The 17,903-nt window shown below is 72.1% G+C and carries 17 protein-coding genes; 6 read left to right on the top strand and 11 right to left on the bottom strand.

Annotated features, from left to right (window positions below):
* Positions 1-89: 89 nt before the first annotated feature.
* Positions 90-212 (bottom strand): hypothetical protein, encoded by a 123-nt coding sequence (locus O7608_RS04230; protein ID WP_289208734.1) that lies wholly within the window; start codon positions 210-212, stop codon positions 90-92.
* 227 nt (positions 213-439) lie between these two features.
* Between O7608_RS04230 and O7608_RS04225 the strand changes: the two genes are divergently transcribed.
* The gene (locus O7608_RS04225) at positions 440-2,296 is read left to right on the top strand and encodes an acyl-CoA dehydrogenase (protein ID WP_289208733.1); all 1,857 of its coding nucleotides are present in this window, start codon (positions 440-442) and stop codon (positions 2,294-2,296) included.
* 162 nt (positions 2,297-2,458) lie between these two features.
* Positions 2,459-2,719, top strand: a complete 261-nt coding sequence (locus O7608_RS04220) for a DUF6458 family protein (RefSeq protein WP_289208732.1) — start codon at positions 2,459-2,461, stop codon at positions 2,717-2,719.
* A gap of 96 nt (positions 2,720-2,815) precedes the next feature.
* Here O7608_RS04220 and O7608_RS04215 read toward each other — a convergent pair whose 3' ends face one another.
* A complete protein-coding gene (locus O7608_RS04215) occupies positions 2,816-3,316 on the bottom strand; it encodes a SixA phosphatase family protein (protein WP_289208731.1) in 501 nt (166 codons plus the stop codon).
* A 116-nt stretch (positions 3,317-3,432) separates the two neighbouring features.
* Here O7608_RS04215 and O7608_RS04210 point away from each other — a divergent pair, with 116 nt between their 5' ends.
* Positions 3,433-3,714 carry a DUF6458 family protein gene (locus tag O7608_RS04210; protein WP_289208730.1) on the top strand — a complete coding sequence of 94 codons (282 nt, stop codon included), beginning with the start codon at positions 3,433-3,435 and terminating at the stop codon, positions 3,712-3,714.
* A gap of 70 nt (positions 3,715-3,784) precedes the next feature.
* Here O7608_RS04210 and trhA read toward each other — a convergent pair whose 3' ends face one another.
* Complete coding sequence (trhA, locus tag O7608_RS04205; RefSeq protein ID WP_289208729.1) at positions 3,785-4,462, bottom strand: PAQR family membrane homeostasis protein TrhA; 678 nt, start codon at positions 4,460-4,462, stop codon at positions 3,785-3,787.
* 84 nt (positions 4,463-4,546) lie between these two features.
* On the opposite strand from trhA, the gene O7608_RS04200 reads away from it, so the two are divergent.
* Genes O7608_RS04200 through O7608_RS04190 form a run of 3 tightly spaced genes read left to right on the top strand, consistent with a single transcriptional unit; the run spans position 4,547 to position 6,865 of the window.
* Positions 4,547-5,278, top strand: coding sequence for a 5-oxoprolinase subunit B family protein (locus tag O7608_RS04200; protein WP_353850493.1), 732 nt, complete (start codon positions 4,547-4,549; stop codon positions 5,276-5,278).
* Positions 5,275-6,141: a 5-oxoprolinase subunit C family protein gene (locus tag O7608_RS04195; RefSeq protein ID WP_289208728.1), complete on the top strand. Its 867-nt coding sequence runs from the start codon at positions 5,275-5,277 to the stop codon at positions 6,139-6,141. The genes O7608_RS04200 and O7608_RS04195 overlap by 4 nt, the downstream gene beginning before the upstream one ends.
* Entirely contained in the window at positions 6,116-6,865 is a 750-nt protein-coding gene (locus tag O7608_RS04190) for a LamB/YcsF family protein (protein ID WP_289208727.1), read from the top strand. Before O7608_RS04195 ends, O7608_RS04190 begins: the two co-directional genes overlap by 26 nt.
* Before the next feature lie 41 nt (positions 6,866-6,906).
* Here the strand turns inward: O7608_RS04190 and O7608_RS04185 are convergent, their stop codons facing one another.
* From O7608_RS04185 to O7608_RS04150, 8 genes are all read right to left on the bottom strand, one after another.
* A complete protein-coding gene (locus O7608_RS04185; RefSeq protein WP_289208726.1) occupies positions 6,907-8,775 on the bottom strand; it encodes an NHL domain-containing thioredoxin family protein in 1,869 nt (622 codons plus the stop codon).
* A gap of 11 nt (positions 8,776-8,786) precedes the next feature.
* The gene (locus O7608_RS04180) at positions 8,787-10,994 is read right to left on the bottom strand and encodes an LppU/SCO3897 family protein (protein WP_289208725.1); all 2,208 of its coding nucleotides are present in this window, start codon (positions 10,992-10,994) and stop codon (positions 8,787-8,789) included.
* Between the two features lie 306 nt (positions 10,995-11,300).
* The gene (locus O7608_RS04175; protein ID WP_282224690.1) at positions 11,301-11,438 is read right to left on the bottom strand and encodes a hypothetical protein; all 138 of its coding nucleotides are present in this window, start codon (positions 11,436-11,438) and stop codon (positions 11,301-11,303) included.
* A 232-nt stretch (positions 11,439-11,670) separates the two neighbouring features.
* Positions 11,671-13,131 carry a dihydrolipoamide acetyltransferase family protein gene (locus O7608_RS04170; RefSeq protein ID WP_289208724.1) on the bottom strand — a complete coding sequence of 487 codons (1,461 nt, stop codon included), beginning with the start codon at positions 13,129-13,131 and terminating at the stop codon, positions 11,671-11,673.
* A 6-nt stretch (positions 13,132-13,137) separates the two neighbouring features.
* Positions 13,138-14,127, bottom strand: coding sequence for an alpha-ketoacid dehydrogenase subunit beta (locus tag O7608_RS04165; RefSeq protein WP_289210772.1), 990 nt, complete (start codon positions 14,125-14,127; stop codon positions 13,138-13,140).
* Positions 14,124-15,302: a pyruvate dehydrogenase (acetyl-transferring) E1 component subunit alpha gene (pdhA, locus tag O7608_RS04160; protein WP_282224692.1), complete on the bottom strand. Its 1,179-nt coding sequence runs from the start codon at positions 15,300-15,302 to the stop codon at positions 14,124-14,126. Before pdhA ends, O7608_RS04165 begins: the two co-directional genes overlap by 4 nt.
* A 754-nt stretch (positions 15,303-16,056) precedes the next feature.
* Complete coding sequence (locus tag O7608_RS04155) at positions 16,057-16,230, bottom strand: hypothetical protein (RefSeq protein WP_289208723.1); 174 nt, start codon at positions 16,228-16,230, stop codon at positions 16,057-16,059.
* A 392-nt stretch (positions 16,231-16,622) separates the two neighbouring features.
* Positions 16,623-17,846 (bottom strand): hypothetical protein, encoded by a 1,224-nt coding sequence (locus tag O7608_RS04150; protein ID WP_289208722.1) that lies wholly within the window; start codon positions 17,844-17,846, stop codon positions 16,623-16,625.
* Between the last annotated feature and the right edge of the window lie 57 nt (positions 17,847-17,903).

The raw sequence follows: 17,903 nt of genomic DNA, 5'->3' as shown, positions 1-17,903 counted from the left end.
CAGCCTCGGCCGGCTTCGCAGCCTCGGCCGGCCGACAACGCGCCGGCGACCGGCGCCGCTGCGGTCGCCGCGCGGTCGTGACGCGCTGGTCAGGCCAGGCGCAGCTGACCGGTCAGGAAGCTGGTGCCGGTGACGACGGCACGGTGCCGGCCGACGTAGCGCCGGGCGGTGACCGGCTCGATCAACATATCGAACAGTCGGTTGAGAGACATGTCGACCTCCTGTAGCTATCCAGCTTTACTTGGCCTTTGTCCGATTAAGTCTGTTACCGGGCAGAACGAGTGCATCGAAGCTCGGTGACGGGGTCGTCAAGAGTTGGCTGGGGGCGATTGTGTGTCTTCGGTCACTGTCAAGAGTCGCTTGTCGGTGGCTACCTGCAAGTAATACAGTGGTGGTTACTGACCAGTAACAGCGTCCGGGAAGCGGGGGCCACCACGCGATGACCCACTACAAGAGCAACCTTCGGGACCTTGAGTTCAACCTCTTCGAGGTGTTCGGTGCCGACCGTACGTTCGGTCAGGCGCCGTACGCGGACCTGGACGTCGACACGGCCCGGAGCATCCTCGCCGAGGTCGAGCGGCTGGCCCGCGAGGAGCTGGCACCGAGCTTCGTCCCGGGCGACCGCAATCCGCCGGTCTTCGACCCGGCGACACACACGGTCACCATGCCCGAGGAGTTCCGCCGGTCCTTCGCGGCCTTCATGTCCGCCGAGTTCTGGCGGCTGGACCTACCAGAGGAGCTCGGCGGCACCAACGCCCCCCGGGCGCTGTGGTGGTCCCTCGCCGATCTGGTGCTGGGCTCCAACGCGCCGGTCTGGATGTACGCCTCCGGGCCGTCCTTCGCGCACACCCTCTACGTCGAGGGCACCCCGGAGCAGAAGGAATGGGCCAAGCTCTTCGTCGAGCGGCACTGGGCGTCGACCATGGTGTTGACCGAGCCGGACGCCGGTTCCGACGTGGGCGCCGGGCGGACCCGGGCTATCCCGCAGCCGGACGGCTCGTACCACATCGAGGGCGTCAAGCGCTTCATCACCAGCGGCGAGCACGACCTCAGTGAGAACATCATCCACTACGTGCTGGCCCGTCCGGTCGGCGTCGAGGGCGCCGGCGGCCCGGGAACCAAGGGCCTGTCGCTGTTCGTCGTGCCGAAGTACCACTTCGACGGGGCCACCGGTGAGCTGGGCGAGCGCAACGGCGTCTTCGCCACCAACATCGAGCACAAGATGGGGCTGAAGGTCTCCACGACCGCCGAGCTCACCTTCGGTGAGCACGGCGTGCCGGCGAAGGGCTGGCTGCTCGGCGACGTACACGACGGCATCCGGCAGATGTTCCTGATCATCGAGTACGCCCGGATGCTGGTCGGCGCGAAGGCCATCGCCACCCTCTCCACCGGCTACCTCAACGCCCTGGAGTACGCGAAGAACCGGGTGCAGGGTGCCGACCTGCTGCAGATGACCGACAAGGCGGCCCCCCGGGTGACGATCACCCACCACCCCGACGTGCGCCGCTCGCTGATGCTGCAGAAGGCGTACGCCGAGGGCCTGCGCGCCCTGGTCTGCTACACCGCCAGCTGGCAGGACAAGATCAATATCGCGCGGGCGGCCGGTGACGAGGAGGCCGTGAAGGTCGCCAAACGGGTCAACGACCTGCTGCTGCCCCTGGTCAAGGGGTGCGGCTCGGAGCGGGCCTACGAGCTGCTCGGCCACGAGTCGCTGCAGACCTTCGGTGGTTCCGGCTTCCTGCAGGACTACCCGCTGGAGCAGTACGTCCGCGACTCGAAGATCGACACGCTGTACGAGGGCACCACCGCGATCCAGAGCCTCGACCTGTTCTTCCGCAAGATCGTGCGGGACAACGGGCAGTCCCTGATGACCGTCGCCGGTGAGATCCAGGCCTTCATCACGGCCGAAGGCGGAAACGGCCAGCTCAAGGAGGAGCGCGCCGCGCTCGGCCGGGCCCTCGGTGAGGTGCAGAACATCCTCGGCGTGATGACCGGCTGGCTCGGCGAGGTACAGAGCGGTGAGCAGCGTTCGCTGTACAAGGTCGGGCTGAGCAGCCGCCGACTGCTGCTGGCACTCGGCGACGTCGTCGTCGCCTGGCTGCTGCAGCGGCAGGCCGAGGTTGCCCTGACCGCGCTCGCCGGTGAGGTCTCGGCCGCCGACCGTAACTTCTACCAGGGCAAGGTGGCGGCGGCCCGGTTCTTCGCCAGCGAGGTGCTGCCCCGCATCGGAGCCGATCGCCGGATCATCGCCGGAACCGCCCTCGACCTGATGGATCTGCCCGAGGAGGCGTTCTGACCGGCTGAGGCGGCCAACGCACACCCACCTCACCCCGCCACGGGCGGTCGGCGGGAGCCCCCTGCTCGCCGACCGTCCGGCGCCGCCGTTTCAGCCCCTGCCCGCCGGGTAGATCAGCAGGCGACCGCACAACTTGTAGCGACCGCACAAGGAGTGCAGCACATGGGCATCGGCAGTGGAATCTTCCTCATCGCGGTAGGCGCCATCCTCGCGTACGCCGTCCGGGCGGACGTGTGGTGGCTCGACGTACAGGCCGTGGGCTGGGTGCTGATCCTCGCGGGTCTGGCGATCCTGCTCACCGTGCTCTGGTTCTGGAACGATCGTCGTCGCCGGGCACGGACGGTGATCGTCGAGGAGAACAAACTCTCCCATCCGGCGCAGGTGGTGCCACCGCCGGCGGAACCCCCACAGCCACCCAACTGATCCGTACGCCGCGCACATCCCGGTCGGGCCGAGGCCTGCCCGGGATGTGTCGCGTCGGCGTCAGCCGACTCCTGCCCGGGATGTCTGGCGTCGGCGTCAGCCGACCGAGGCGGCCCGGGCCGTGTACGCCGTGACCAGCGCCGCCGTCTCCGGTCGGCACTGCGACCAGTCGCCGGTGAACTCGTGCACCGCCAGTCCGCAGGTGCGCAGCCCGGTGTCGTCGATGCCCTGCGGGTCGAGCAGCGCGGAGAAGTCCGAGATCGTGGGATTGTGGCCGACGATGAGCAACCGTTCGTGCCGGGCGTCGAGTTGGCGTACCACGGCGAGCAGGTCACCCGGGCTTCCGGCGTACAGCGATGGTTCGTAGCTCACCGACGGCGCCGGACCCGCCGACGACGCCTCCTGCCAGGTCTGCCGGGTCCGCCGCGCGGGCGAGCAGACCACCACCTGCGGCCAGTGGTCGTGCTCGGCCAGCCAACGGCCGGCGTACGCGGCGTCCGAATGCCCGCGTGGGGTGAGCCCACGCGCTGAGTCGCTCATCTGCTCGGGCTGCTCGGCCTTGGCGTGGCGCAGCAACACGATCGTGCGTCGTGGCATGGCCCCAGCATGCCTGATTGAGCCGAGAACCGCCTGGGTACATCCGAGCCCGCCGCTACCTCACGAGCGGCATCGGGCCGGTACGACGGTGCCGGCAGTAGCCAAGGAGGTACGAAGTGGGCATCGGCGGAAGCATCTTCCTTGTCGCCCTGGGCGCCATCCTGGCCTTCGCGGTCGAGGCTGAACTGGGCTTTCTCAACCTGAACACGGTCGGCTGGGTGTTGATGGCAGCGGGGGTGTTCGGGCTGATCCTGACCTTGTGGTTCTGGCAGAGCCGCCGCCGTAGCGTGGTGACCCGATCCGCCGCCGAAGAGCCGGCGGCCGTCGCCCCGCCCGCGTCCGACCACGTCGTGGAGGAGCAGTACCGCGAGGTCCGTCGCCCGGGACGCCCGGTCTGAACCCCGTGGCGCACCTCGTCGGCGCAGCCGCACCTACAGCAGCTCTGTTCGCCTGACCGCCAGCTGGCGGTCAGGCGAACAGAGCGAAGTAGATCGCGATGTGGTGGCAGAGCGCGGCGACCAGCGTGCAGGCGTGGAAGAACTCGTGATGGCCGAAGACCGTCGGCCAGGGGTTCGGCCGGCGCAGGGCGTAGAAGATCGCCCCGATGCTGTAGACCGCGCCGCCGACGACCAGTAGCACCAGGGCGGTGACGCCGCCGTAGCGCAGGATGTCGGGCAGAACGGCGACGGCCACCCAGCCGAGCGCGATGTAGAGCGGGGCGCCGGCCCAGCGTGGCAGGTGGGGCCAGATCAGCTTCATCGCCACCCCGCCCAGGGCGCCGGCCCAGACGACGGTCAGCAGCGTCGCCGCGCTGCGCCCCGGCAGGAGCAGCAGGCAGAACGGGGTGTACGTACCGGCGATGAAGACGAAGATCATCGAGTGGTCCAGTCGACGCATCACCTGATAGGCGCGCTCCGACCAGACCCGACGATGGTAGAGGGCGCTGGTGCCGAACAGACCACAGACCGTGAGGCTGTAGACGACGCAGCTGATCAGCGGGGTCCAGCCCGGTCGGGTCGCGGCCAGCGCGCAGAGCACGATGCCGCTGACCAGGGCCACGAAGAATGCGTACGTGTGCAGCCAGCCGCGCATCCGGGGTTTGCCGATGTCGACCGGCTTGAGGCGAAGGGGTGCTTCGGTGGTCACCCACTTAGGTTACGGCACCGTAGGTTACTGCCAGGTAGTGAGTCGTCTCACGTCCAGCTGACAACGACGGGCCAAGATGGTGTCATGCGGATCCATCGCGTCGGTCGGCGTGCACTGCTGCTCGAATGGGCAGCGCCGGACCCGGCAACCATCGATGCCTGGCGGGCCGGCCTCGACCACCGCCGCGACCAGGGCGAACTCGCCGTCGACGACATCGTCCCCGCCGCCCGTACCATCCTGCTCGACGGCCTGGCCGACCCGGTCGCGACCGCCGCCGCGCTGGCCGGCTGGCGGCCGCCACCGCTGCGGACCAGCGCCGACACCCGGCCGGTCACCGTCACCGTCCGGTACGACGGGCCCGACCTGCCCGACGTCGCCCGGCACTGGCGGGTACCCGTCGACGAAGCCGTCGACCGGCTCGCCGGCACCGAGTTCACCGTCGCCTTCTGCGGCTTCGCACCCGGCTTCGGCTACCTCACCGGACTGCCCGACGAATGGTCCGTACCGCGCCGGCCGACACCGCGCGCCACCGTCGCGGCCGGCTCGGTCGCGCTCGCCGGACCGTACGCCGGCATCTACCCGTCCGCCTCACCCGGCGGCTGGCAACTCGTCGGCCACACCGACCTGGTGCTCTTCGACCTTGATCGCGACCCGCCCGCCACCCTCACCCCCGGCACCCGGGTCCGGCTGGCCCCGGCCGACACGCCGCCGGACGTGCCGGCCGACGTGCCACCGGACGTGCCGGCCGACGTGCCACCGGACGTGCCGGCCGCCGCGCCACCGGACGTGCCACCAGTCGATCGGGGCGACCGGTGATCGAGGTCGTCCGGGCCGGCGCGCTCTGCACCGTTCAGGACCGGGGCCGGCCCGGCTGGGCACACCTCGGCGTGCCCCGCTCCGGTGCCCTCGACCAGCCGGCGCTGGCGCTGGCCAACCGGCTCGTCGGCAACCCGCCCGACGCCGCCGGTCTGGAGATCACGCTCACCGGCTGCCAGCTGCGGCTGCCCGCCGGAGGCACCGTCGCGATCACCGGCGCGCCCGCCGCGATCCGCCTCGCCGGTCGACCAGCCGGCTTCCTCAGCTGCGTACCGGTGCCGGCCGGGGCCCACCTCGACGTCGGACCCGCCCGGTACGGCGTGCGCAGCTACCTCGCGGTGGCCGGCGGGATCGCCGTACCGCCGGTGCTGGGCAGCCGCTCGACCGACCTCCTCGCCGGCATCGGGCCACCGGTGGTACGCGACGGCACCGTCCTGCCGGTCGGCGACGCCCCGACCACCGCCGACGGGCCGCCGCCGGCCGACCCCGTCCCCTGGTCGGCACCGGCCGACCCGCTCCGGCTCACCGTACGGCTCGGCCCGCGCGCCGACTGGTTCACCGAGGCCGCGCTGCGGCGGCTGCTCGGCACCCCGTACCTGGTCAGCCCGGTGAGCAACCGGATCGGGGTCCGACTGACCGGCGCACCGCTGACCCGCCGCGTCCCGGACGAACTACCCAGCGAAGGGCTGGTCCTCGGCGCCGTCCAGGTCCCCGCCGACGGTCAACCACTGATCTTCCTCGCCGACCATCCGACCACCGGCGGCTACCCGGTCATCGGAGTGGTCGACGACGTCACCGGGCTCGCCCAGGCCCGGCCGGGCACTACCGTGGAGTTCCATGGACCTCAACGCGGACCTCGGTGAAGGCTTCGGCGTCTGGCGCCTCGGCGACGACGAGGCGCTGCTCGACATCGTCACCTCCGCCAACGTCGCCTGCGGCTTCCACGCCGGCGACCCGGTGACCATGCGGCGGATCAGCGCGGCCGCCGCCGACCGGGGTGTCACCGTCGGCGCCCAGGTCGGCTACCGCGACCTGGCCGGCTTCGGCCGGCGGCGGATCGACTACCGCTTCGACGAGCTCCGCGACGACGTGCTCTACCAGATCGCCGCGCTGGACGGCTTCTGCCGGGTCGCCGGCACCCGGGTCCGCTACGTCAAACCGCACGGCGCGCTGTACAACACCGCCTGCGTCGACGAGGCCCAGGCCGCGGCGGTGGTCGCCGCCGTGGCCGACGTCGACCCAACGCTGCCGATCCTGTGCCTGCCCGGTTCGGTGCTCAGCCAGCTGGCCACCGGTGCCGGGCTGCGTGCCGTCGCCGAAGGCTTCGCCGACCGGAGCTACCAGCCGGACGGCCGACTGGTGCCGCGCGACGCACCCGGAGCCCTGCTCGACGACCACCGTGAGGTCGTCGCCCAGGCGCTGTCGATGGCCGGGTCGGACACCGTGACCGCCACGGACGGCACGGCGGTCGCCAGCCCCGTCGAGTCGATCTGCGTACACGGCGACACGCCCGGCGCGGCCGCGCTGGCCCGGCGGATCCGCCAGTCGTTGGAGGCGGCCGGCCAGCGGCTCACGGCCTTCGTCTGACCGTCCCGGTCAGACCGGGGTGCGCGTGGGGTGCGTGCCGGTCAGGCTTCGGCGTCGTCGGCCGGGTCGACACCACGCAGGATCAGCGGTACGCGGGCCGCACCCGCCGGGTCGACCCGTACCGGCACGCCCCAGTCCTGCCGGGTCAGGTGGCAGGCGGCATGCTCGTTGTCGGCGTCGCAGGTGGCAGCCTGCGCGACCACCTGCAGTACGCCGGCCGGCACCGACGGGTCGATCACCAGCCGACGGCTCAGCCCGGTGTCGGTGCCCGCACCGTCGCGCAGCAGCCCGGGCGGATCGGCCGAGACCTCCAGCCGGGTGGCCGGACCGAAACTGGTGTCGAGCTTCTGCCCCGGTGCGGGAGTGAACACCACCTCCAGGGTCACCTCACCGGGTGCCACCAGCAGCGGCGGGCGTACGGTCCGGTGCCGTGCCCCGTCGACGGTGGCCCCGGCCGCCGACAGTGCACCGGGCGCGATCCGGGTCACCCGGTGGGCGGCGGACTCCACCACCCAGACGGTGCCGTCAGCGGTCACCAGCACGTCACTCGGCTCGGCCAGCCCGTCCAGGACCGTCGTCACCCGGTCGGTGGCCGGATCGTAGCGGCGGATCGCGCCGTTGTAGGTGTCGGCGACCAGCACCGAACCGTCGGCCAGTGCACAGACCCCGAGCGGGTGCTGCAGCAGCGCCTGCGCCGCCGCCCCGTCGACCTGCCCGAAGTCGAACAGGCCCTGCCCGACGACCGTCCGCAGGTGCCCGTCGACCACCTGCCGCAGCGCACTGGTCTCACTGTCGGCGATCCACAGCTGCCGACCGTCGACGCTGGTCGCCAGGCCGGACGGCTGCGCCAGCCAGACGTCGGGAAGGGCACCGTCGCGCAGCGACTCGACCGTGGTGCCGGCGTACATGCCGGCGGTCCGCGTACCCGGGTCGAACCACCACAGCTGGTGGATCCCGGCCATCGCCACGATCACCCGGCCGTCGTACCAGGCGAGGTCCCACGGCGAGGAAAGATCCACGGCGAGCGCGTCGTGCGGGTCGTAGTCGACACCTGAGCGCCACTGCCGGCCGGAGCCGGCGACGGTGACCACCTCGCCGGTGCTCGTCCGTACCCCGCGCAGCAGGTGGTTGACCGTGTCGGCGACCACCAGGTCGTACCCGGCGACGGCGGCGACCTCGGCCGGTAGCCGCAGCAGTCCCTGGGGCTCGCTGAACCGGGCGTTCGCGGCGTCGCCGTCGGTGCGGCCCCGGGCCCCGGAGCCGATCCGTCGGCGTACCGTCTCACCGTCGGGCGCCAACTCCACCAGCGAGTGCCGGGCGGAGTCGGAGACCAGCAGCCCGCCGTCGTCCAGCGCGACCGCCTTGCCCGGAAAACGCAGCGTCGTGTCGGCCGGTTCCGGCGGTACGTACGGGCCGTCGCCCCGGTGCAGCGTGCCCTTCGCCTCGTGCGCCCCGATCAGCTGGTCGATCTCCCGGACCAGGCCTTCGGCGTGCCCTTCGCCGGCCATGGTGGCGACGACGTAACCCTCCGGGTCGACCAGCACCAGGGTCGGCCAGGCCCGGGCGGCGTACTGCTGCCACATGTCCAGCTCGGGATCGTCGAGCACCGGGTGGGTCACGCCGTAGCGCTCGACGGCGGCGGTGACCGCCACCGGATCCCGCTCGTGGGCGAACTTCGGGGAATGGACGCCGATCACCACCAGTACGTCGGCGTACTTCTCCTCCAGCGGGCGCAACTCGTCCAGCACGTGCAGGCAGTTGACGCAGCAGAAGGTCCAGAAGTCCAGCAGGACGATCTTTCCCCGCAGGTCGGCGAGGGAGACCGGCCGGCCGGCCGTGTTCAGCCACTGCCGGCCCTTGAGCTGCGGTGCCCGCACCCGGGGCTGTGGCGGTGACGATGGACTCGACATCTGCGGTGGGCTCAGTTGTCCGGTGCTGAACTGGCGTCCGGCGCCGAGCTGGCGTCGGGAGCCGTGCCCGCGTCCGGGTCGTCGCCGGCGGCTGCCGGCTGGAGGCAGAGCACCTGCTCACGTCCGGAGTCGCCGGCCACCTGGATGTGCGGTGCGTTCGGGTCGGCGCACTGGTCGACCTGGTCGACCTTGGCGACCACCTCGAAGGCGTTCGGCTCGGCGCAGTCCGCCGGCGCGGCGGTGTTTCCGGACTGCTTGACACACGCGCCGACGGCCGGGTCGAACGCCTGGTCACCAGGGCGGGTGATCAACCAGACCAGCGACATCGGGATCGCCACCAGCAGTACGGCGGCCACCAGCACCGCCAGCAGGACCCGACCGTTGCGGACCTGGGGGGCCGGCTCCGGGGTCGCTTCCTGCTCCGCGGGGGCGGCCGGCTCCGGGCGGAACGCGTCGAACCGGTTCTGCTCCGGATCGGGGGCGTTCCACTGGTTGCCAGCGGGCGTCGGACCGCCGGCCGGCGGATAGCCGTCCGGGGCGCCCTGCTGGGCGCCGAAGGTCGGCTGACCCTGCGGCGGGCTGCCGAAGGCCGGCGGGCTCTGCGGTCGGGCGCCGAAGGCCGGCGGGCTCTGCGGCCCGGCGTTGAGGTGCGGTTGGCCCTGGGGGCCGGGGCCGAAGTGTGGCGGGCCCTGCGGCCCCGCACCGTCACCGGCCCGGTCGACCAGATCTCCGTACGGTTCGGCACCGGACGGTCGGAATCCCCGACCGCCGTCGGCTGACGCTGGAGACGCGGGCTGGATGTGCGCTCCGGCGCTCAGGTGCGGTAGCGCGAGATCGACGGCGTCCTGGCCGTTGCCGGCACCCGGCGCGACTGCGGCCGTACCGGGACGGGCACCGAACGGCGGCGCGACCTGCCCAGCTGGCCGGGGCGGCAGCGGCCGGGGCGCGGCCGGATGCTCCGGTGCCGGCACCGGTGAGCCGGTGGGCGGGAAAGGCCCGTCGCTGGGCCGGTACGGCGGTTCGCCGGCACCGAAGGGTGCCGGTCGATCGGCGGGGGACTGCTCCGGTTCCGGGCTGGCTGGACGCCCGTACACCCGGGGTTGGGCCGGCGGCCGGTTGGCGACGATCGCCGCCTGGTCGGCGGGCGGCGCGACACGACTCGCGGTCGGCACCGACGCGCTCGCGCTCACCGCCCGGCCGGCGGCACCGGCGGCAGCCGCTGCGGCGGCCGACGGGCCGCCGAAGGCTGGCCGTTCGGCGTCGGCGTCGGCGGCGGGCGGCTCGTCGAACGGGCCGCGCTGCTGCGGAACATGCGAGGCTGGTTGCGCGGCCGGTGCCGCCGCCGGCGCCGGAGCGGGCGGAGCCGGTGGTGGGGCCGCCGGGCTCAGCGGCGTCGGGGTGCCTCCGCCGAGTGCCGCGGCCAGCGAGGCACCGGGGACCCGGGTCTCCTGCGGTGGCAGCGGCGTCGGACCGGCCGGAGCGAACGGCAGCGCCGCGCCGTGCCGGGCCGGTTCCGGTGCGGTCGGTGCGGGCGGCGGTGCGGCCGGCGGCTCGAACCGGTTCTGTACCGGTCCAGGAACGAAGGGCTGCGGTTCGGCAGACCGTTGGGCGTCGGCCTGCCAGGACGGTTCGGCAGACGGGCGGGCCTCGCCTGGCCAGGACGGTTCGGCCGGCGGACGGGCCTCGCCTGGCCAGGACGGTTCGGCCGGCCGGCCGGCGTCGGCGTCGCGGTGCGGATCCGGTAGCGGCTGTGGCTCGGGCTGGCGCTGGGGCAGCGAGCCGAACCCACCGCCGGGTGCCGGCGGCCCGGCTGGCTGGTCTGCCTGCGGGGTCGGTAGATCGGACTGGTCGGTGCCGGTCCGCCAGGCCTGCTGCGGGGACCAGGGTGCCGCCGGCGGGATGCTGGGCGGCGGCGTCCAGTTCAGCTCGCCGGGAGATTGCGGTTCCGGCTCGCCGGACTGGCCGCCCGGCGGCGGGTACGCGCCGGGCGGGGCCGGGTACGGGGCCGGAGCCGGGTAGCCGGCGGGGCGACCCGGCTGGTCCCCGAAGCCGGTGCCCCAGCCGCCGGCCGGTGGGGTCCACTGCTGCGGCTCGGGGCCGCTGCCGGCTTCACCGGTCGCCTGACCGACGCCATGTCGTTGGCTGGCGTAGGGCGCGGGTCCGCCGGTGCCTGCCTCCTCCGGCTCCTGGCCGGGATGCTGGGTGCCCTCGGACGTCATGTGCGCCTCCTCCATGACCTGTCAGCCGTGCCGTGCCACCGACGTGGCTGGTCGGTCGACCAGTGACGCCGGTAGTCCGGCCGGGCGGGCCCGCCCGCTCCCGGCGATCGAGATCACCGGAGGCTGGCCAGCCGGATTGCGTCGGCTGGCGGCCCGGCGGCGGCTGACCGAATCTGGTCCGCAGCGCGCCGGATCGACCCGACGACGACCGAGCCCACCGTACCGGGCCGTTCCGAGCGGAGGAATCCCGGTGCCGCCGAAGTGGCACGTGTGTCGTGGCGTGGCGCAGGGTTCGCGGCGGCGAGTTCAGTTGTAGTAGCGCTGTGCGATCGCGCGGATTTCGTCGCGGACCGCTGCGGAGTCGGTGGCGCGCAGCGCACGCTCCAGCGCACGGGCCCGGCGGTTGGTCTCCCGGTGCCGACGAATTCGATCGATCATGGACATGACGTGCTCTCCTGTGGATCTGCGTGGCCGGCCATCTGTCGGCCGATTCAAGTAAACCTCGAACCCGCCGCCGGTTGCCAACGATTTGAAGGTGACGCCGCACACCTGCCTTAGAAACGTCGGCACCGTAAGCGGGTCACCGAAGCATCGTCGGCCACTCGCGAGGAACGGCGTTGCAGTCGGTAGCGACTGCAACGCCGTTCGTAGTGGTGGTCGGGATGGAAGAGCGCGTTCAGGTCCAGGCGAGCAACATCGCCGCGGGATCGGTGAGGAACGCGCCGATGTCGCGAAGGAACGCCGACCCCAGTTCGCCGTCGATGATCCGGTGATCGAACGACAACGCCAGGGTGGCGACCTGCCGTACCCGAATCTTTTCCTTGTGCACCCAGGGTGCCTTGCGGATCGTGCCGACCGCGAGAATCGCCGATTCCCCCGGCGGCAGGATCGGCGTCCCGCTGTCCACCCCGAACACGCCGACATTGGTGATGGTCATCGTTCCGCCGGCCATGTCGGCCGGCGCGGTCCGACCAGACTTGGCCGTACGGACCAGAGCCGACATGGCCTCGGCCAGCTCCAGCAGGGTGAGCCGGCCGGCGTCCTTGATGTTCGGCACGATCAGCCCACGGTCGGTGGCCGCCGCGATCCCCAGGTTCACGTACTCCTTGACCACGATCTCGTCGCCGGCCCAGGTGGCGTTGACCATCGGGTGCCGGGCTGCGGCCAGCAGCATCGCCTTGGCGACCATCAGCAGCGGTGAGACCCGGACCTCGCGCCACTGCGGCTGCGCCCGCAGCCGCTCCAGCGCCTTCATCGACCGGGTGAGGTCGACAGTCAGGAACTCGGTCACATGCGGCGCGGTGAAGGCGGAAGCCACCATGTTCTCGGCGGTCAGCTTGCGGACGCCCTTGACCGGAATCCGCCGTTCCCGGTCGGTGCCGACCCGGGCGGCGGACGCCGCGACCGCGACGTCGGCGCTCGCGTCGGCGGCCGGGGAGTCGACCGCCGGTGCGCTGGCCCGCAACACGTCGTCGCGGGTGACGGAACCGAGCGGGCCGCTGCCGACGATTCCGGCCAGGTCGACCCCGAGGTCCCGGGCGAGCTTTCGGACCGGCGGTTTGGCCAACGCCCGGGCCGCCGCGCCGGTTCGCACATCGGCCGGCGGCCCGACCGCAGCGACAGCGGCCGGTGGTGTGACGGCGACAGCGGCCGGTGGTGTGACGGCAGCGGCGGCGGCCGGTGGTGTGGCGGCGGCCGGCGGCTCGACCGCAGTGCCGGCCGGCGGTGCCTGCCCGTTGGTGCGGCGGGGCCGGCGGACCGCCGCAGTGGTCCGTGGGCCGTAGCCGACCAGGACGGCCGTGCGGCCGCCCGGTGCCGGGCCGCCGATCATGCCGGGCTCGATCGCGCCCTCGGCCGGTGGGATCTCCGGCGGATCCGTCGGGCCGGCCGACGGATCCGTGTCGATCGCGATGATCGCCGTGCCGACCTCGACGGTGGTGCCTTCCGGATGGAAGATCGCCTGGACCTGCCCGCCCCACTTTGCCGGGATCTCGACCGCTGCCTTCGCGGTCTCCACCTCGACGATCGGCTGGTTCAACTCGATCGTGTCGCCGACCGCGACGAGCCACTTGAGGATCTCGCCCTCGGTGAGACCTTCGCCGAGGTCAGGCAGGTCGAACTGCTTGATACGCGACATCGGCGCTCACCAACCGAACGCACGGTCGACGGCGTCGAGCACCCGGTCCAGGTCCGGCAGGTACTCCTCCTCCAGCCGGGAGGCCGGGTACGGCGTGTTGAACCCGCCCACCCGCAGCACCGGCGACTCCAGCGAGTAGAAGCACTCCTCGGTGATCCGGGCCGCGATCTCGGCACCGAGCCCGAGGTTGGTCGGCGCCTCGTGCACCACCACGCACCGGCCGGTACGCCGGACCGACTCGTACGCCCCGGCCAGGTCCAGCGGGGAGAGCGACCGCAGGTCGATCACCTCGAGCTCGCGGCCCTCCTCGGCGGCGGCGGTGGCCGCGTCCAGGGCGGTCCGCACCATCGGACCGTACGCCAGCACGGTCGCGTCGTTGCCGGGCCGCACCGTGCGGGCGGCGTGCAGTGGGTACGCCGTACCCGGTGGTGTCTCCAGCTCGACCGGTGCCTTTTCCCAGTAGCGCCGCTTCGGCTCCAGGAAGATGATCGGGTCGTCGGAGAGCACCGCCTGCTGGATCATCGTGTAGGCGTCCTGCGGGTTGGAGCAGGCGACGACCTTCAACCCGGCGGTGTGCGAGAAGTACGCCTCCGGTGACTCCGAGTGGTGCTCCACCGCGCCGATGCCGCCGCCGAACGGGATCCGGATCACGATCGGCAGCTTCACCTTGCCCTGCGACCGGTAGTGCATCTTCGCCACCTGCGACACGATCTGGTCGTACGCCGGGTAGACGAAGCCGTCGAACTGGATCTCGCAGATCGGCCGGTAGCCACGGATGGCCAGGCCGACCGCGGTGCCGATGATCCCGGACTCGGCCAACGGGGTGTCGATCACCCGGGTCTCGCCGAAGTCCTTCTGCAGGCCGTCGGTGATCCGGAAGACGCCGCCGAGCTTGCCGACGTCCTCGCCCATCAGGATGACCTTGCTGTCGCCCTCCAGCGCCTTGCGCAGACCGGCGTTGAGCGCCTTGCCCAGAGTGAGTGTCTCGGCCATCAGTGCGACCCTCCCTCGAACGACGCCTGGTACCGCTCGAACTGGGCACGCTCGGCCTCGACCAGCGGGGAGCCGTGCGCGTACACGTGGTCGAACAGCGCGCCCGGTTGCGGATCGGGCATGGCTAGCACCCGTTCCCGCAACTGGACCGCGTCCCGTTGCGCCTGCGCGTCGACCTCGGCGAAGAAGTCGGAGTCGGCGATCTGCTGCCTGGTCAGGAAGGCGCGGACCCGGGCGATCGGGTCCTTGGCCTGCCACGCCTCGACCTCGCTGGCGATCCGGTAGCGGGTCGGGTCGTCCGAGGTGGTGTGCGCCCCCATCCGGTACGTGTACGCCTCGATCAGCGTCGGACCCTGCCCGTGCCGGGCGTTGTCCAGCGCGGCGCGGGTCACCGCGTAACTGGCCAGTACGTCGTTGCCGTCCACCCGTACGCCGGGAAAGCCGAAGCCGGAGGAGCGCTTGTAGAGCGGGATCCTCGTCTGCCGTTCCAGCGGTTCGGAGATGGCGTACTGGTTGTTCTGACAGAAGAAGACGATGGGTGCGTTGAAGACGCTGGACCAGACGAAGGCCTCGTTGACGTCACCTTGCGCTGACGCGCCGTCACCAAAGTACGCGATGACCGCCTCGCCGTCGTCGCCGCCGGTCCGACCGTCCATGGTGATGCCCATGGCGTAGCCGGTCGCGTGCAGTGTCTGGGCGCCGATCACGATCGTGTACATGTTGAACTTGAACTCGTTGGGGTCCCAGCCACCCTGGTCGACGCCGCGGAACAGCCCCAGCGGCATGATCGGGTCGATGCCCCGGCAGTAGAGGACGCCGTGCTCGCGGTAGGTGGGGAAGGCCATGTCCTGCTCGCGCAGTGCCCGGCCGGAACCGACCTGGGCGGCCTCCTGGCCGAGCAGGCTGGCCCAGATGCCCAGCTCGCCCTGGCGTTGCAGGGCGGTCGCCTCGGCGTCGAGTTTGCGCACCACGACGAGGTCGCGGTAGAGGCCGCGGTACTGCTCGTCGGTGAAGTCGACGGAGTACTCCGTACCGTCCGGGCCGGTGACCCGGTCGATGCGCTCGCCCTCCGGGGTGAGCAGCTGCACCAGCTCCGGGTCGGCGGCGGTCCGGGTGGTCCGCCGTCGGGCCGTGGCCGGTCTGCCGCGGGTCGCCGTCCCGCGGTCGACTTTCGCCATCCGTCTCTCCCATCGTGTGTGCGTGGCAGCGGGGGTGTCCCGACCGCGCAGCTCGTCCTGCTGTCGGCTGCTGCCGAGGCAGGTCCTCTCGCCGCGCCTGGCCCGGTCAGGGTTGCCGCGCGGCACGGGCCGGATTCTGGCTGGACCCGGTCCGGAAGGGGACAACATCGAGTCGTGTCCGCCACGGGTAGCGGCGGAGGCAGCGGCGTCGGTGCCGTCCGGTCCATACTCGCATTGAAGGTGAGGGGCGTCATAGGTCGGTCCGGGTCCGAAGACGTGATGTCCGCGTTGCGCGGAACTTGCCGGGTGACGCGGCGTTCGGGGGACTGTCGCTCATCCGTCCGGTTCTGATAACACGATGTATTGAACTGGAAAACTTTCTGTCACTGCCTCAGTATGTATCCAGGGCCGACGATCGGTGGACCACCGGTCGGGCCACACCGACGAGGAGACCAGCCGTGTCGCTGCCGCAGGAAAGCGCAGCTCCGACCGCCGGACTGAGCGGTCCGGCGCGGCGGTTCGCCCTGATCATGGCGTTGCTGGTGACGACAGCGTCGCTGCCCATGCTGGCGACGCTGCAGGCTGGCTCGGTGACGGCGACCGGTGACGGTCGGACGGCCGTCGTACCGCTGCTCGGTCAGCCCGGCGGCGGGCCGGTCGTGCGATACCCGCAGCCGAGTCCGATCGCCAATCCGTCCCAGACCGACACCGCCGACCACGGCGGCATCGACACCGCTGTCGGCGGCGGTCCGGCTCAGGCGGGCCGGCCACCGACCGGCACCCGCACGGTGCCGCCGTCGCGGGGCGACGGGTCGGGTGGGGTACTCGTCGGACCGGTGTCACCGCCGCCGGTCGCCCCGACGTCGCCGGCTCCGGTCGTCCCCACACCGGGCCCGACGCCGGCCCCGACCCCGTCCACCAGCCCCACGCCTGACACCGGTCCGGACTCCGGTCCGGGTGCGGGTGCCGAGGGTGACCCCGGTACGGGCGCGGAGGGCGACCCTGGGACCGGCGCGGAAGGCGATCCCGGTACGGGCGCGGAAGGCGATCCGGGTACGGGCGCGGAAGGCGACCCTGGGACCGGTGCCGAAGGCGATCCGGGTACGGGCGCGGAGGGCGATCCGGGTACCGGCGCCGAAGGTGACCCTGGGACCGGCGCCGAAGGTGACCCGGATGCGACCCCGGAGCCGTCTCCGGCACCCGACCTGTCACCGACGCCGGACCCCGGCCAGAGCCCCAGCCCCAGCCCGGAACCGACGACCACCGCCGATCCCGGTGCGTCGAGCACCGGCCCGCGCGGTGGATCGTCCGGTCGGGCGGTCAGCTCTGCTCGTCGGCGAGCCGCTGCCGGTTGGCGTCGATCCAGGCGTCCAGCGCCTGCGGATCGTTGAGGTCGACACCGTCGGCGAGGAGCTGGGCCACGGCAGCGGTGGCCGGGCTGCGCCGCTCCCCGGTGGTGTAGAGGCGGACGAACTCCGGCACGATCTCGGCGATCGCGGTGTCGGTCTGGCTGATGGCCGCCGCCGGCAGATTGCGCTGCTGCCCGGCGTACGCGGCCCAGCCCCGGACCACGGCCGGTAGCATCGCCGCGTCGTCGATGTCGAGCACCGCCCGCCGGTGCACCCAGTCCAGCAGGAACATCCCGGCCACCGCCGGACTCCAGCGCATCGGGTCGGGATCGAGCAGGCTCGCCGAGTGGTCGAGCACCAGGCTCAGGCAGAAGTGCAACGAGGCGAGGTCGCTGGTGCCGGTCGAATCGAGGCCGAACCGCCGCGCCTGCGGCGAGGCCAGGAACTCGCGGACCAGGACGGTCCGCCGATCGGCGGGGATGGGGTCGTCACCGGGCGGTGCCACCACGGACGTCGGCGCCGGCAGCACCGCGAGCCGGGCACCGACCAACGCCCGGTCGGTGGCGAGTGAGCCCTCGCCGGGCAACTCCCGCAGGCCGTCGGTGATGGCCAGATGCCGGCTGACCTCGCCCCGCAGGACCCCGGGGTCCTCCTCGCGGAACCAGGTCAACTCGTCGTTGGCGCACATCTGCCGCACCTGGCCCAGGATCCGCTCCGCCGGGCCGCCGACGAAGACGTCCTTGGTGATGCCGATGTTGTGGTCGACCAACGCGACCACCGCGTGCTCCGGTCCGCCGAGGTCGTCGTCGTAGGCGAAGGTCGCCAGGTAGGACGTCTGGTCGCCGTACACGTCGCCGTAGGCGTAGCTGCCGGTCAGCCGTACCTGACCCAGCCGGCTGGACCAGTCGGGTGCGGTGCTGCCGATCTTGACGCCGGCGGCTCCGGCCGCGTCCGGGACGAGCCGGGCGAAGACCGTCCGGATCGTGGTGGCGGACGCGGCCCGGCGGCGGGTGGTGGCGGACAGGAAACTACCGACGAACTCCCGGACCGCGGCTGCCCGGTCGGTCTCGGCGACGGCGTAGACACTGCCCAGCAGGGCGGCACCGAGCATCTCCGCGTCGAGTGCACACTCCAACTTGGTCACGTCACGGGCGGCCGCGAGCACCGCGTCGTAGGGGGTTTCTGGCGTGGCCATGATTCGACCCTACGCCCGCCCCCCGGCAACTGGCATCACCAGTGCGTTACATGTCGG

The sequence above is a fragment of the Solwaraspora sp. WMMA2056 genome, from assembly GCF_030345095.1.
Classification (GTDB): Bacteria; Actinomycetota; Actinomycetes; order Mycobacteriales; family Micromonosporaceae; genus Micromonospora_E.
The sequence above is the reverse complement of the archived record's forward strand: the minus strand, read 5'-3'. Positions and strand labels throughout refer to the sequence as shown.

Excerpts from the sequence above, each read along its gene's own strand:
- O7608_RS04230 (WP_289208734.1), bottom strand. The coding sequence starts at position 212 with ATGTCTCTCAACCGACTGTTCGATATGTTGATCGAGCCGGTCACCGCC.
- O7608_RS04225 (WP_289208733.1), top strand. The coding sequence starts at position 440 with ATGACCCACTACAAGAGCAACCTTCGGGACCTTGAGTTCAACCTCTTC.
- O7608_RS04220 (WP_289208732.1), top strand. The coding sequence starts at position 2,459 with ATGGGCATCGGCAGTGGAATCTTCCTCATCGCGGTAGGCGCCATCCTC.
- O7608_RS04215 (WP_289208731.1), bottom strand. The coding sequence starts at position 3,316 with ATGCCACGACGCACGATCGTGTTGCTGCGCCACGCCAAGGCCGAGCAG.
- O7608_RS04200 (WP_353850493.1), top strand. The coding sequence starts at position 4,547 with ATGCGGATCCATCGCGTCGGTCGGCGTGCACTGCTGCTCGAATGGGCA.
- O7608_RS04190 (WP_289208727.1), top strand. The coding sequence starts at position 6,116 with ATGGACCTCAACGCGGACCTCGGTGAAGGCTTCGGCGTCTGGCGCCTC.
- O7608_RS04185 (WP_289208726.1), bottom strand. The coding sequence starts at position 8,775 with ATGTCGAGTCCATCGTCACCGCCACAGCCCCGGGTGCGGGCACCGCAG.
- O7608_RS04180 (WP_289208725.1), bottom strand. The coding sequence starts at position 10,994 with ATGACGTCCGAGGGCACCCAGCATCCCGGCCAGGAGCCGGAGGAGGCA.
- O7608_RS04175 (WP_282224690.1), bottom strand. The coding sequence starts at position 11,438 with ATGTCCATGATCGATCGAATTCGTCGGCACCGGGAGACCAACCGCCGG.
- O7608_RS04170 (WP_289208724.1), bottom strand. The coding sequence starts at position 13,131 with ATGTCGCGTATCAAGCAGTTCGACCTGCCTGACCTCGGCGAAGGTCTC.
- pdhA (WP_282224692.1), bottom strand. The coding sequence starts at position 15,302 with ATGGCGAAAGTCGACCGCGGGACGGCGACCCGCGGCAGACCGGCCACG.
- O7608_RS04150 (WP_289208722.1), bottom strand. The coding sequence starts at position 17,846 with ATGGCCACGCCAGAAACCCCCTACGACGCGGTGCTCGCGGCCGCCCGT.